Genomic DNA, 13,255 nt, shown 5'->3' on the forward strand with positions numbered 1-13,255 from the left:
CCGTAAAAGGGGGCAGACTCAAAGTTCGTCGGCGATCGCGGAGGCCAGTGTGAAGGAGTTCACTCAGCAGTTGGCCGGGAGGCTCCTGAGACCAGTGATGCGCGTGTGGGCCGCGTCCCTCGAACGTGATTTTCAGGGTGCGCCCCGGCCTCATGACATTCCCCAGGCCCACTCGGCCGGCATCGATAGCGACCGCATTCTGCTCGTCGGCTGCGGGCCGGCCGTCGGCTGGGGAGTGGTCAGTCACGATCTGGCGCTGCCAGGGTCGCTGGCCCGCGAGCTGTCGGGACTCACCGGTCGCGGCGTTGACGTCGACGTGATCGAGAGTCCGCGCATGTCGATCGACTCCGTCGTGGATGATATCGAGGGCGTGCTCCTGTCGCGTTACGACGCGATCGTCGTGACCGTGGGCGTGAACGACGCCTTGAGGCTCACGCCACCGCGGGAATGGCGCCCCAAGATGGCAGCGGTGCTCGATTATCTGTGCCGGGAATCCTCGCGCACGACCCAAGTGCTCGTGCTCGGGATCATGCCCTCCGGATCTGTCCCGTTTTACAAGACCCGGCTGGGCACCGTGGCCGGCCAACACGCCGATGTCCTCAACGACCTCACTGAGACCGCCTGTTCGCACAGCACGCGCACTGCATTCGTTCGTTTTGAGCCGGCTCCAACAGCCTCGGCGGAGCGCCACAGAACAGCGGATGACTACCGAGCGTGGGGGCACATGCTCGCCCGGCAGCTGGGCCCGGCGCTGGACGCCGGTCGTCTGGCGGGCATGGATTCGCACCCCGCGCCGATGGATCCCGCCGGCCGGGAGCGTATTCGCCAACGAGCCGTCGACGCCCTCCACATGCTGGATACCCGGCCCGAGGATCGATTCGACCGCATTGTCGCGCTCGCCCAGAGGCTCTTTCGCACGGAGTCGGTGGCAATCACGGTTATCGACCACGACCGGCAGTGGAATAAGTCGATGGTGGGAGTCGAGAGTCGGGAGATCCCGCGGGCGTCGTCATTCTGCTCCGTGGCCATCGAGGGCGCCGGCCCGCTCGTGGTCTGCGACACTCTCGCGGACCCCCGGTTTAGCGGCAACCCGCTGGTAACCGGAGACCCGCACATCCGCTTCTATGCCGGCTTTCCGATTGAGGCTCCGTCGGGAGAGCGCATCGGTGCCCTGTGTGTCTTTGACCCGGTTCCGCGGCTGGCGGCCGACGTCGATCGCGTGCTACTCCGCGAGCTCGCCCTGCTGGTGCAGCGCGAACTCGGCCGGTAGCTGCGTCGGAGCGGCGGCGTCAGACGTGCGCCAGGAGCCAGTTCAGCGCTTGACTCTCGAGGAGACGGTCCGAGTAGATCTGACCCGTGACGCCGGGCTCCGCGCCTGCGGTCGTGGCTCCCTCCCAAGCGAGGGAAAGGCCAACTCGACGGGCAACGGACGCGGATGCGGGGTTGTTGGAAAGTATGCGAGCGGTCATCGGTCGGCCAGTGTCTTGGGCGGCTGCAGCTGCGACGGCCGCGAAGGCCACCTCCGTGGCGAAGCCGCGGCCCCATGAAGTCGGCGTGAGTCGGTACCCCAGATTCCAGACCGAGCCCGGCAACATCGAAGCGCCACCCGTGCCCACGAAAGTTCCCTCGTCATCGATGATGGCCCAGTCGCCGAGTCCAAAATTCGCCCAACTGGCGACGGACTTCGAAATGACCCCCTCGGACTGCGCGCGCAGCAGATGTCTGCCCCCGGGTAGGTGACGCCAGGTCTCTGGATTCGAGAACACCCCAAATACGTCGTCGGCATCGTCTGCTCGCAGAGGTCGAAGCGTCAGGTGTGCAGTGCGAAAATTTCCAGAGGGAGTGCGCATTGAGCTACTCTCTCACCCACGCCGGGTCCTCCGCCGAGCCGGCAGGTCGATGGGTGGTCAGCGACCGCGTTCGCACGCCAAGACCGCTCCTCCTCCACAGGTGAAAATCTTGGGGACTTTTTCCCAGAATGGCCCGATCAGGGCTGTTTAGGGCCCGTGAATGTCGGTGGTCGCCGGGGGCCGAAGGATCACGACGGCCCGCACTTCAAGCGGTAACAAGCGGCTCGGCTCACCGGGTCTACTCGGGAAGTGCCGCGCAGTTTCCTCTCCACGGTGGTACGAAGCGCCAGAACAGCTCGATCCCTTGTCCCTCGCGCGTCGGCCGGCGGGGGCACACGCCGCCGACCAACGCCACTCACCGTACTTCTGCCCATGCGCACACCGCGACGCGCTGAATGTGGGCCCCGTCGGGCTCGAACCGACGACCCAAGGATTAAAAGTCCTTTGCTCTACCAACTGAGCTAGAGGCCCGCACACACCAATCTACCGTGGATTTGCGGCGCACTTTTCTGGGTAGCGTTGAGAGCAGCCAAAATGCGGCTCGCCGCGAGAGCGATGAGGCCATAATACGAGTGACGAAGCGAGGAGAACCGATGGCCGACGACTTTCACAAGCCCACGCAGTTCTCCGGCAACAAGTTCGAAGCGTTCCAGGGCGGCGAAGACCCTGCGGCCATCAGTCGGGTTGCCCACGAAACAGCCCAAGCCCTGCTCACGCGCGTTCGCAAGGACCCTGACCCCGACACCGTCGAGCGCCTCGTTGCGTATACCGATGAGAACGGCATCGACGCGGTGGCGGAGCTCTGGTCGCGGGCGACACCGCGGAGCCTTCCCGGCGCTTTATGGCGGATGTACCTGATTCGACTGCTCATTCGGCAAGACCCCGAAGGCACCGCTTATCTCTATCAGCGCGGCACCGATGTGGTGCGCACGATCGATCCCGTCGTGGCCGGTGCCGCCGCACCGACAGGGCCTGCGGAGATCATCACCCTCGCCGACGAGATTCTGCGCGGCGTTTTCACCGGCGACTTCGCCGTGGCGCTCGATCGCGCCGCCGCGTACTGCCGGGTCACGGCCACGGGCTGCACGAGCATTGCCGACGACCACGAGGCCACCGAGCCCCACCGTTCGTCGGAACTCACGACCAGGGCGCTGCGGTTCTCCACAACCGCTGCGGAATTCGCGGCGTGCGCGCGCCTGTGGCGCACTGATTCGCTCGAGTAGGGCCACCGGCATCCGCTCGACGGGCATCCGCAGCGCAACCTGAACGGATGCTGGTTGTCCCCGTGCGGACTCTTCGGTTTCTGCAGGTTTCGATTACACTGGGAGCTGGTCGGGCCGCAGTAATCCCGGGTTCCATTATTCGCCGCTTCGAGCGGCCTCGCGCCGAGAGGTGCTCTGCGGCCCGGCCTTCACTCTTTTTTTGCGTCAATATCCAATCCATGTGGGACTCGGTACCGAACCCTCATCATGGAAAGGGATTGAACCTGACATGCTTGGTCTTATGACTACTGATTTCAACCTCGACGACTCGTCGGTGGAGCCTCTTTCCAAAGAGGAACTCCTGGCGCGGGTGGCCTTTGGCGACGAATTGGCATTCGGAGAGCTGTATGACCAGATCGCTCCCAGGGTGCTTGGCCTAGTCAAGCGCCTCCTGATCGACCATGCTCAGTCGGAAGAAGTGACCCAAGAGATTTTTCTAGAGATCTGGCAGACGGCGACGCGGTACGAGGCAACTCGTGGTGGAGCATCCACCTGGATCATGACGATGGCACATCGACGCGCGGTCGACCGAATTCGGTCGTCGCAGGCCGGACGTGACCGGGATTCCAAAATTGGCATCCGCGACCTCGCGGTTGCCTACGATCACGTTGCCGAGACCGTCGAGGTTCGCATCGAACATGAAAGGGTGGAGAAGGCAATGTCCAGACTGACGCAGCTGCAACGCCAGGCCGTGAGCCTTGCGTACTACGGTGGCTATACGCACAGCGAAGTCGCGGGCATGCTCAAGATCCCCCTCGGCACCGTGAAAACCCGACTGCGCGACGGACTTATTCGCCTGCGCGACGAACTGGGGGTGACCTCATGACCAGCAAAGCACCACACGACGACGCAACGGGCCTTTCCGGTGCCTATGCGCTGAACGCTCTCGGCCCGGAGGACACCGCCGCATTCGAGGCGTACCTGGCCGAATCAGAACCGGCTCGAACGGAGGTGGCAGAGTTGAGTGACACCGCTGTCGCACTTGGACTGGCCGTGGTGCCTGTGCAGCCTTCCGCCGCGCTGCGTGCCAACCTGATGTCGATGATCGCGTCGACTCCGCAGCAGTCACCGCTCTCGGCACCTGCCGCCGTACCGCCAACCATTCCGACGGCTCCGCTTCTTCCCGAGCTCGGTGAAGACGGAAACGTCGTTTCACTCACCTCAGGCTCGACCGGAAGGGCGGCGCAGCGCGCCCGTCAGCGCTGGTTCCAGCGCCCGGTGCAGGTTCTTGTGGCTGCCGCGGCCGCCGCCGTTCTGTTCGTCGGAGGCACCTTCGCGGGCCAGTCCTTCAACAACAACCAGTTCGAACAGGCCCAGGCGGCCGGTCTTGTGGAGATCAACGCCGCGCCGGACTCGCAGCGAGCAGCAGCGACCACGGCTGACGGGCAGCCTGCCACGCTGGTCTGGTCGAATTCCCTCGGCCTGTCCGCGGTCATGCTCGAAGACCTGCCGGCCTTGGCCAGCGATCAGGATTACCAGCTCTGGTACATCAATGACTCTGGCGCGGCTCCGGCCGGAACGTTTGATTCGACCGGCAGCGGAACAGCGTGGCGTGTTCTCGACGGTTCGATGCACGCCGGAGACGCCGTCGGCGTCACGGTCGAGCCGAGCGGTGGGTCCGAACAGCCCACGTCGGCACCGATTGTGGCTTTCCAGAGCTAGCACGGCGCCTGCTGAAGTCGGCAGGGCGTAGGGATAGGCTCGCCTCATGAGCCTTCCCTTCACCCTGCTGATCGACCCGGTACCCGCTGACTCCGAGCGCACCACCTTCGAGGACACCTTCCACGAGATGGAGTCGGCAGCTCCCGCCCTGCGTGTGGGAGAGCTCAGCACCCAGCGCGGTGACGGCATCTTCGAAACGCTCAGCGTGGTCAACGGACACCCCCAAGAGGTCGAACCGCACATCGCCAGGCTGTGCAATTCGGCGCAGATCTGCGACCTGCCGGTGCCCAATTCCGCACAGTGGCGAGCGGCCATCTCCTACGCGGTGGCGCGGCTTCCGCACGAGGGAGAACTCGCCCTCAAGTTCGTGCTCAGCCGCGGCGTGGAATCCGGCCCGGCCCCCACGGCCTGGCTACACGCCACGCGAGCGGCTGACTTCAGCGCGGCGCGCCGCAACGGCGTCCGTGTGATCACCCTCGACCGCGGCTACCCGCGTGGTGTCGCCGAGCGCGCGCCCTGGCTGCTGATGGGCGCGAAGACCCTGAGCTACGCCGTCAATATGGCGGCGCTCAGGGAAGCTCACCGCCGCGGCGCCGACGACACCATCTTCCTCACCACCGACGACTACGTCATGGAGGGACCCACCTCGAGCGTCATCCTGCGCACCGGGGGTGTCTACGTCACTCCGGCGCCGAGCGGCGCCATCCTGCACGGCACAACGCAACAGAGCATGTTCGACTACCTGCGCGATCAGGGGGAGAAAGTCGAGTACCGAGACGTGACGATCGATGAGCTTCGCCAAGCGGATGCCGCATGGCTCGTCTCGAGCGTGCGCCTGGCCGTCGCCATCACGGCACTCGACGGCGAACCGATGCGCACCGACCAGCCCTTGACGGCGGCCCTGAACGCCTACCTTCTGGCCCGCACGGCCTAAGTGCCGCCCGCGCGCGGCGTTCTCGCGGCTCGCGGGCGCTGTGGCGGTAGCGAGCCGCGACAGCGGCGCGGGAACCGCGCGGGGAGCGCCGGTGTAGCGGTGCGCGGGCGCTGTGGCGGTAGCGAGCCGCGACAGCGGCGCGGGAGCGGCGCCTGCGCGCGCGGACGATCAGCCGAAACGGCCGGAGACGTAGTCCTCGGTGGACTGGATGCTCGGGTTCGAGAAGATCGTCGTGGTGTCGTCGTACTCAATGAGCTTGCCGGGCTTGCCCGTGCCAGCGATGTTGAAGAATGCTGTGCGGTCGGACACGCGTGAGGCCTGCTGCATGTTGTGCGTCACGATCACGATCGTGTACTGGGCCTTCATCTCTTCGATCAGGTCCTCGATCGCCAGGGTGGAGATCGGGTCGAGCGCTGAGCAGGGCTCGTCCATCAGGATCACATCGGGGGCCACGGCGATGGCACGCGCGATGCACAGGCGCTGCTGCTGGCCGCCTGAGAGGCCGGACCCGGGCCGGTCGAGTCGGTCCTTGACCTCGTTCCAGAGGTTCGCGCCGCGCAGCGACTCCTCGGTGAGGGCGTCGGCGTCGCTCTTGCTGATGCGGCGATTGTTGAGCTTCACACCGGCGAGCACGTTGTCCTGGATCGACATGGTGGGGAACGGGTTCGGTCGTTGGAAGACCATGCCCACCTGGCGGCGCACGTTCACGGGATCGACGCCGGGGCCGTAGAGGTTGTTGCCGTCGATGAGTACTTCGCCCTCGACGCGGGCGCCGGGGATCACCTCGTGCATGCGGTTGAGCGTACGAATGAACGTGGACTTGCCGCATCCACTCGGCCCGATCAGGGCGGTCACGGTGCGGGGTTCGATCACGAGTGACACGCCCTCGACGGCCAGAAAGTTGCTGTAGTAAACGTTGAGGTCGGCAACTTCGATGCGCTTGGACATGTGTCCCTTTCAATCTGGAAATCTGGAGCTGGAAAACGGGGAGAAACGGGTGAGGCTAACGGCCGAACTTGGGTGAGAAGATCTTGGCGATGATTCGGGCGATGAGGTTGAGAAGCATCACGATCAGAATGAGCGTGAGTGCCCCCGCCCAGGCCCGGTCAACATAGGCTTGGGCGTCTGCTCCCTGGCTGGCGTACTGGTTGTACACGAACACGGGAAGCGTCATCATGCGCTCGCTGAAGAGGTCGTAATTCATGCTGGCCGTGAAGCCTGCGATGATCAGCAGGGGGGCGGTCTCGCCGATGACACGGGCAATCGAGAGCATGATTCCGGTCACGATGCCGGCAATCGACGTCGGCAGCACGACCTTCACGATCGTGAGCCATTTCGGCACACCGAGGGCATAGGCGGCCTCGCGCAGTTCGTTGGGAACGAGCTTGAGCATTTCCTCGCTCGAGCGCACGACGACGGGGATCATGAGCACCGAGAGGGCAATCGCGCCGCCGAACCCGAAGCGGATGCCCGGGTCGTCGAACAGGAGGGCGAATAGCGCGAACGCGAACAGCCCGGCGACGATCGAGGGGATGCCTGTCATCACGTCCACGAAGAAGGTGATTGCGCGGGCCAGCTTGCCGCGCCCGTACTCCACGAGGTAAAGCGCCGTCAGCAGCCCGATCGGAACTGAAATGAGGGTCGCCATGCCGGTGATGAGCAAGGTGCCCATGATGGCGTGCAGCACCCCGCCGCCCTCGCCGACGATGTTGCGCTGCGACGAGGTGAAGAACGTGGGTGTGAGGAACGCGGGCAACCCGTTGACGACTGTCGTGTAGATGATCGAAATTAGCGGCAGAAGCGCGATCACGAACGCGGCCGTCACGAGCGCCGTCATGAGTCGGTCGGTGGCCTTGCGGGAACCTTCGACTGCCCTGGAGAACACGTAGATGGCGATGCAATAGAGCACGGTTCCGAAGAACACTGTACCCACGACGTTGAAGCCGTCGACCGCACCGGCCAGATTGAGCACGACGAAGAATGCCGCCGTGACTGCCCAGCTTGCCAGCAGTATCCACAGCGACGAACGCTTGGGAAGCTTGCCGGCGGTAAGCGAGTTGGTGAGAGGCGCCGCCTCTATGACGGATGTCATCAGTTCGCTCCTGAGAATGCCTTACGGCTGTTGATTATGACGCGCGCGATCATGTTGACGATGAGGGTGACCACGAAGAGGATGAGGCCGGTGGCCAGCAGAATGTTGACTCCGATGCCGTGGGCCTCGGGGAAGTTCAGCGCGATATTGGCGGCGATGGTGGTGGGGTTCTCGGAGGTGAGAAGAACGAAGCTCACCACTGCGCTCGGGGAGAGCACCATGGCGACGGCCATGGTTTCACCGAGGGCGCGGCCGAGCCCCAGCATGGAAGCCGAGATAATTCCGGGAAGCCCGAATGGCAGCACCGCCATGCGGATCATTTCCCAGCGAGTGGCCCCGAGGGCGAGCGCGGCTTCCTCGTGCAGCAGCGGGGTCTGCAGGAATATCTCCCGGCAGATGGCGGTGATAATGGGCAGAATCATGACCGCGAGCACGATGGCCACCGTGAGGATGGTACGGCCGGTACCGGAGACAGGCCCGGCGAACAGCGGGATCCAGCCGAACCACTCCACGATCGTGGAGTAAAAGGGCTGAACAAGCGGCGCGAGTACCGTGATGCCCCACAGGCCGAAAACCACTGAGGGCACGGCGGCCAGCAGATCAATGATGTACCCGAGGCCCTGCGCGAGTTCGCGCGGCGCGAAGTGCGAGATGAAGAGGGCGATGCCGATCGCCACGGGAACGGCCATGATCAGCGCCAGGATGGCTGCCCAGACGGTGCCGAACACCAGTGGGCCCACGTACGACCAGAAATTGGTGGTGTCCCCGCTGAAGGCATCCGCTGGCGCCACAAAGGCCGGCACGCTTTCCACGAGCAGGAAGATTGCGACCGCGGCCAGCACCGCGAGGATGAGTCCGCCCGAAATGACGGTTGCGCCGGAGAATATCCGGTCGCCGGGTCGTTGCCGTGCCTTGATCGTAGTGGCGGCAACAGTTGTCGTCATGCCGGGCATCTCCTGAAGTGGTTGGGCTGAATGCGATGGTGAGGACTGCGACGCGTGGTGTTAAACAAGCGGTTTACCCAGTGTGCCCGATTCGGCGCCCGCAGGTGAGCGGATGCCGAATCGGGCGACTGTGCCGGGCTGTGTTACTTGACGGTTGCGAGAACCTCGGCGACGTTGGCCTCGAGCTCGGCCGTCAGCGGTGCGACGCCTGCGGACTCCTCGGCGACGGTCTGGCCGGCAGCGCTGGCGATGTACTCGACATAGGCCTTCACGAGGGCTCCCTGCTCGGCGTCGGCGTACTCGTTGCACACGAGAGCGTAGCTCACGAGAACGAGCGGGTACTCGGCCGGGTTGGTGGTCTTGCGGTTCAGGTCGAGCGCGAGGTCGTCAGCTGCACGGCCCTCGACGAGCGGGGAACCGGCAACAACTTCGGCTGCGGCTTCAGGCGTGTAAGCGACGAACTCGTCGCCGACCTTGAGCTTGGCGGTACCGAGCTCGCCGGCCTGGGAAGCGTCGGCGTAGCCGATGGTGCCTACACCGTTGGTCACAGCGGAGACGACACCGGAGGTGCCCTGGGCGCCCTCACCACCGGAGAACGGGAACGTGTCGGAGGCTTTCTCGGTCCACACGTCGGGTGCGGTCTGGAAGAGGTAGTCGGAGAAGTTCTTCGTGGTACCCGAGTCGTCCGAGCGGTGCACGGCCGTGATCGGGGCGGAAGGAAGTGTGGCATCCGGGTTCAGGGCCACGAGAGCGGCGTCATCCCAGGTGCTGATCTCGCCGGCGAAGATCTTCGCCAGGGTGTCGGAGTCGACGTTCAGGTCGTCCACTCCCTCGACGTTGAAGATAACGGCGATGGGCGAGATGTACACGGGCAGGTCGACGGCCTTGGAGGTCGGCGCGCAGGAAGCAAACGTTCCGGCGAGCTCGTCGTCGCTGAGGTAGGAGTCGGAGCCGGCGAATGCGGTGCCGCCCGAGATGAAGGCTTCGCGGCCCGCGCCGGAACCGGACGGGTCATAGTTGATCGTGACGTCGGGGTTGGCAATCTGGAAGCCGGCGATCCAGGCTTCCTGGGCTGCTGCCATCGACGAGGCGCCGGCGGCGTTGAGCGTGCCGGTCAGGGTGCTGGCGGATGCATCGCCGGTGGATGCTGTTCCACCTTCGTTGGCCGCGCAGGAAGAGAGAGCGAGTGCTGCGACGATGGCGATGACCGCGGGTCGGCCATAACGCTTAAAGTTCACGAGGATCCCTTTCAGGGTTAAATCGAATCTGTGCTGAGATGCAGGCCGGTGCCGACCCATACGTGAACATATTCATTCTCATTAACGGGACACCCTCTGCAAGGTGAACGGGAGATGAACGCTGACGCCTAGATGAGGGGCGCATGCCTCTCGATGGCGACGATGCCGGCGCTCGGGTTCTCGGCCGACAGATGCACGATCGAGAACGCACCGGTCTCGAGGTTCGCCGCATCCGACAGCGCGCCGTTCAGGGTACTGCCGGTGGCGAGACCGATCTCCCGCAGGATCTCGGGTAGAACGGGGCCATGGCTGCACAGAACTGCTGTCTTGCGGCTCCGGACGCGCTTGCCGATCACGCTGCGCACATCCGCTTCGCCGTTTTCGAGGGCATCCTGGCTGATCAGGTCGGTCTGCTTGATCGGGATGCCCGTGGCCGCCGCGAGCGGAGCGACGGTCGTCACGCAGCGTGTTGCCGTACTCGAGATGATGCGCTGGGGCCGCCAGGCCATCAGAGTGTCCACGACGCCTGCCGCCTGCCGCACGCCGCGCGCGGTGAGCGGGCGCTTGCTGTCGGGGCCGTCGCCGGTGCGCGGAACCGCCTTGCCGTGGCGCAGGGCGATCAGCGCGAACGTGCGTGTGATGCCGGCATCAACCAGAGCGGAAAATGCTTCGAGAATGTCGACGTCGGCGGGGTAGCTCAGGTACGTGCGGGCTTTCTTGATGGTGACCCATTCGATGGCCGCGACCTCGCCGTTGGGCACGAAGGTGGAACGCTGGATGGCCTCCGGAGTGATTTCCGCCGCCCAGTAGTGCACGATCTTGGTGCGGCCGTCGGGCATGTCGTAGTGGGATATGCCCAGCGGCACGCCGAGCGAGACGGTGAGGCCGGTCTCTTCCTGCACTTCGCGAACCGCGGTGCGCGGCAGGGACTCGCCGGGGTCGACCTTGCCCTTGGGGATGGTGACGTCACCGTGCACGGTGCGGTGGATGAGGAGCACGTGCATGCGGCCCTCGATGAGTCGCCAGCACACGGCACCGGCCGCATAAATTGCCAGGTCGGCCGCGGTCGCTGCGCTCATCGACGGGTGCCCGGGCGCTTGCGCTGGCTGATCTGCAGCATGAGGCGGTTCTGCATGTCGTCGAGGGGCACCCCCGCGGCGTCGCGGTCGTGGCGCGTCCAGTGGCCGGTCTCGTCGAGCCACCACGATGACGTGCGGTCGCTCATGGCTCGCTCGAACAGGCTCTCGATCTCCATCTGGTGCGCGGGGTCGACGAGTCGCACGAGCGCCTCGACCCGGCGGTCGAGGTTGCGGTGCATCATGTCGGCGCTGCCGATGTAGACCTGGGTGTCGCCGAGGTTGTGGAAGGAGAAGATGCGGGAATGCTCGAGGTAGCGGCCGAGAATCGACCGAACCTTGATGTTCTCGCTCATCCCGGGAACTCCGGGCTTGAGGCTGCAGATGCCACGCACCCACATGTCAACGTGCACCCCCGACTGGCTGGCGCGGTAGAGGGCGTCGATGATGTCCTCGTCCACCATGGAGTTCACCTTGATCCGGATGCCGCTGGTCGCGCCCGCGAGCGCGTTCTCCGTCTCGGTGGCGATGTGCTTGAGCAGCGCCTTGCGCAGGTGCAGCGGCGCCACGAGAAGACGCTTGAACTTCTTCTCGATGGCGTAGCCCGAAAGCTCGTTGAAGAGCCTGGTGAGGTCCTTGCCCACCTGGGGGTCGGCGGTGAGCAGACCGAGGTCTTCGTACATGCGGCTGGTTTTCGGGTTGTAGTTACCCGTGCCGATGTGGCTGTAGTGTCGCAGAACGCCCTTTTCATAGCGCACCACGAGGGCGAGCTTGCAGTGCGTCTTGAGGCCGACGAGACCGTAGACGACGTGCACACCGGCCTTCTCAAGCTTGCGTGCCCAGGTGATGTTTGCCTGCTCGTCGAATCGCGCCTTGATCTCCACGAGGGCCAGAACCTGCTTGCCAGAGTCGGCGGCCGCGATGAGCGCCTCGACGATCGGGCTGTCGCCGGACGTGCGGTACAGGGTCTGCTTGATGGCGAGCACATTGGGGTCGGCAGCGGCCTGCTCCAGAAAGGCCTGCACGCTCGTGGCGAAGGACTCATAGGGGTGGTGCAGCAGCACGTCCTGGTGGGCGATTGCGCTGAAGATATCGGGTTCGGCGTTCGTCTCGGCTGGCAACAGGGCGGCCGCCGTGGTGGGAACATGTTTCGGAAAGTGCAGGTCCGGGCGGTCGATGCGCAGGTCAAAGAGGCCGCCGAGGTCGAGTGGCGCCGGCAGGTGGTAGACCTCCTGCTCGGTCACGTCGAGCTCGCGCACCAGCAGGCCGAGCGTCACGTCGTCCATGTCTTCGGTGATCTCGAGCCGGATGGGCGGGCCGAAGCGGCGGCGCAGCAGCTCCTTCTCGAGGGCCTTGATCAGGTTCTCGGTTTCGTCCTCGTCTATTTCCACGTCTTCGTTGCGGGTGACCCTGAACACGTGATGCTCGAGGATCTCCATACCGGGGAACAGATCGCCGAGCTGGTTGGCGATCAGGTCTTCGAGCGCGATGAAGCGGATGCGGTCGACCGACTCGTTGCGGTCCACGCGCACGAAACGCGGCAGCATCGGTGGCACCTTGAGCCTGGCGAATTCCTGCTTGCCGGTCTTGGTGTTGCGAACGCGCACGGCGAGGTTGAGCGAGAGTCCGGAGATGTAGGGGAACGGATGCGCCGGGTCGACCGCGAGGGGCATCAGCACGGGAAAGATCTGGTTGGAGAAATACGTGCGCAGCGACCGGCGGTCGTCGTCTCCGAGGCTCTGCCAGTCGACGACGTCCACGCCGGATTCCGCGAGAGCCGGGCGCACGAGCTCCTGGAATGCGAGAGCGTGCCGTGCCTGCAGGGCATGGGCCGTCGTGGAGATGTCGCTCAGCACGTCCTGGGCGGCACGTCCCACGTTGGTGGGAACGGCAAGTCCGGTGAGGATGCGACGTTTGAGACCGGCAACGCGAACCATGAAGAACTCGTCGAGGTTGCTCGCGAAGATGGCCAGAAAGTTTGTGCGTTCCAACACGGGCAGCGTGGGGTCCTCGGCGAGTTCGAGCACGCGCTGGTTAAACGCGAGCCAGCTCAGTTCACGGTCGAGGTACCTGTCGCTGGGCAGTGCCGGGTCGGTCTTGCCGAAGAGGGGATCGAAGTCATCGTCAAAGTCGCTGCCGAGACCGGAATCCGCCTGGGTAATTTCGCCATCCATTTCACTATCCTTCCAGCTTCACA

General features: G+C 64.7%; 12 protein-coding genes and 1 tRNA gene. 5 read left to right on the plus strand and 8 right to left on the minus strand.

Annotated elements, in window-relative coordinates; all coding sequences use genetic code 11:
• Positions 1-49 precede the first annotated feature (49 nt).
• Entirely contained in the window at positions 50-1,270 is a 1,221-nt protein-coding gene (locus BJ997_RS21865; protein WP_160175834.1) for a GAF domain-containing protein, read from the plus strand.
• Between the two features lie 19 nt (positions 1,271-1,289).
• Here the strand turns inward: BJ997_RS21865 and BJ997_RS01155 are convergent, their stop codons facing one another.
• Both BJ997_RS01155 and BJ997_RS01160 read right to left on the minus strand, forming a co-directional pair.
• Positions 1,290-1,850 carry a GNAT family N-acetyltransferase gene (locus BJ997_RS01155; RefSeq protein ID WP_035834905.1) on the minus strand — a complete coding sequence of 187 codons (561 nt, stop codon included), beginning with the start codon at positions 1,848-1,850 and terminating at the stop codon, positions 1,290-1,292.
• A gap of 398 nt (positions 1,851-2,248) precedes the next feature.
• Positions 2,249-2,321: transfer RNA gene (locus BJ997_RS01160), tRNA-Lys, on the minus strand.
• A 122-nt stretch (positions 2,322-2,443) separates the two neighbouring features.
• Between BJ997_RS01160 and BJ997_RS01165 the strand changes: the two genes are divergently transcribed.
• From BJ997_RS01165 to BJ997_RS01180, 4 genes are all read left to right on the plus strand, one after another.
• A complete protein-coding gene (locus BJ997_RS01165) occupies positions 2,444-3,073 on the plus strand; it encodes a hypothetical protein (RefSeq protein ID WP_035834906.1) in 630 nt (209 codons plus the stop codon).
• Positions 3,074-3,353: 280 nt separating this feature from the next.
• A complete protein-coding gene (locus BJ997_RS01170) occupies positions 3,354-3,938 on the plus strand; it encodes a sigma-70 family RNA polymerase sigma factor (protein ID WP_236628726.1) in 585 nt (194 codons plus the stop codon).
• Complete coding sequence (locus tag BJ997_RS01175; protein WP_035834908.1) at positions 3,935-4,774, plus strand: anti-sigma factor; 840 nt, start codon at positions 3,935-3,937, stop codon at positions 4,772-4,774. Before BJ997_RS01170 ends, BJ997_RS01175 begins: the two co-directional genes overlap by 4 nt.
• Positions 4,775-4,820: 46 nt before the next feature.
• Positions 4,821-5,708 (plus strand): aminodeoxychorismate lyase, encoded by an 888-nt coding sequence (locus BJ997_RS01180; protein WP_035834909.1) that lies wholly within the window; start codon positions 4,821-4,823, stop codon positions 5,706-5,708.
• Positions 5,709-5,876: 168 nt separating this feature from the next.
• Here BJ997_RS01180 and pstB read toward each other — a convergent pair whose 3' ends face one another.
• The 6 genes from pstB to BJ997_RS01210 form a co-directional block, all read right to left on the minus strand.
• Positions 5,877-6,656 carry a phosphate ABC transporter ATP-binding protein PstB gene (pstB, locus tag BJ997_RS01185; protein ID WP_035834912.1) on the minus strand — a complete coding sequence of 260 codons (780 nt, stop codon included), beginning with the start codon at positions 6,654-6,656 and terminating at the stop codon, positions 5,877-5,879.
• A 55-nt stretch (positions 6,657-6,711) separates the two neighbouring features.
• The gene (gene pstA, locus BJ997_RS01190; protein WP_035834913.1) at positions 6,712-7,800 is read right to left on the minus strand and encodes a phosphate ABC transporter permease PstA; all 1,089 of its coding nucleotides are present in this window, start codon (positions 7,798-7,800) and stop codon (positions 6,712-6,714) included.
• On the minus strand, positions 7,800-8,744 hold the full coding sequence (pstC, locus tag BJ997_RS01195; RefSeq protein WP_035834914.1) for a phosphate ABC transporter permease subunit PstC: 945 nt from the start codon (positions 8,742-8,744) through the stop codon (positions 7,800-7,802). Before pstC ends, pstA begins: the two co-directional genes overlap by 1 nt.
• Before the next feature lie 143 nt (positions 8,745-8,887).
• Positions 8,888-9,982 (minus strand): phosphate ABC transporter substrate-binding protein PstS, encoded by a 1,095-nt coding sequence (gene pstS, locus BJ997_RS01200; RefSeq protein ID WP_035834915.1) that lies wholly within the window; start codon positions 9,980-9,982, stop codon positions 8,888-8,890.
• Positions 9,983-10,110: 128 nt separating this feature from the next.
• Complete coding sequence (locus BJ997_RS01205) at positions 10,111-11,061, minus strand: NUDIX hydrolase (RefSeq protein ID WP_035834916.1); 951 nt, start codon at positions 11,059-11,061, stop codon at positions 10,111-10,113.
• Positions 11,058-13,232 (minus strand): RNA degradosome polyphosphate kinase, encoded by a 2,175-nt coding sequence (locus BJ997_RS01210; protein ID WP_035834917.1) that lies wholly within the window; start codon positions 13,230-13,232, stop codon positions 11,058-11,060. Before BJ997_RS01210 ends, BJ997_RS01205 begins: the two co-directional genes overlap by 4 nt.
• Between the last annotated feature and the right edge of the window lie 23 nt (positions 13,233-13,255).

The sequence above is a fragment of the Cryobacterium roopkundense genome, assembly GCF_014200405.1.
In the GTDB taxonomy this organism is placed as follows: Bacteria; Actinomycetota; Actinomycetes; order Actinomycetales; family Microbacteriaceae; genus Cryobacterium; species Cryobacterium roopkundense.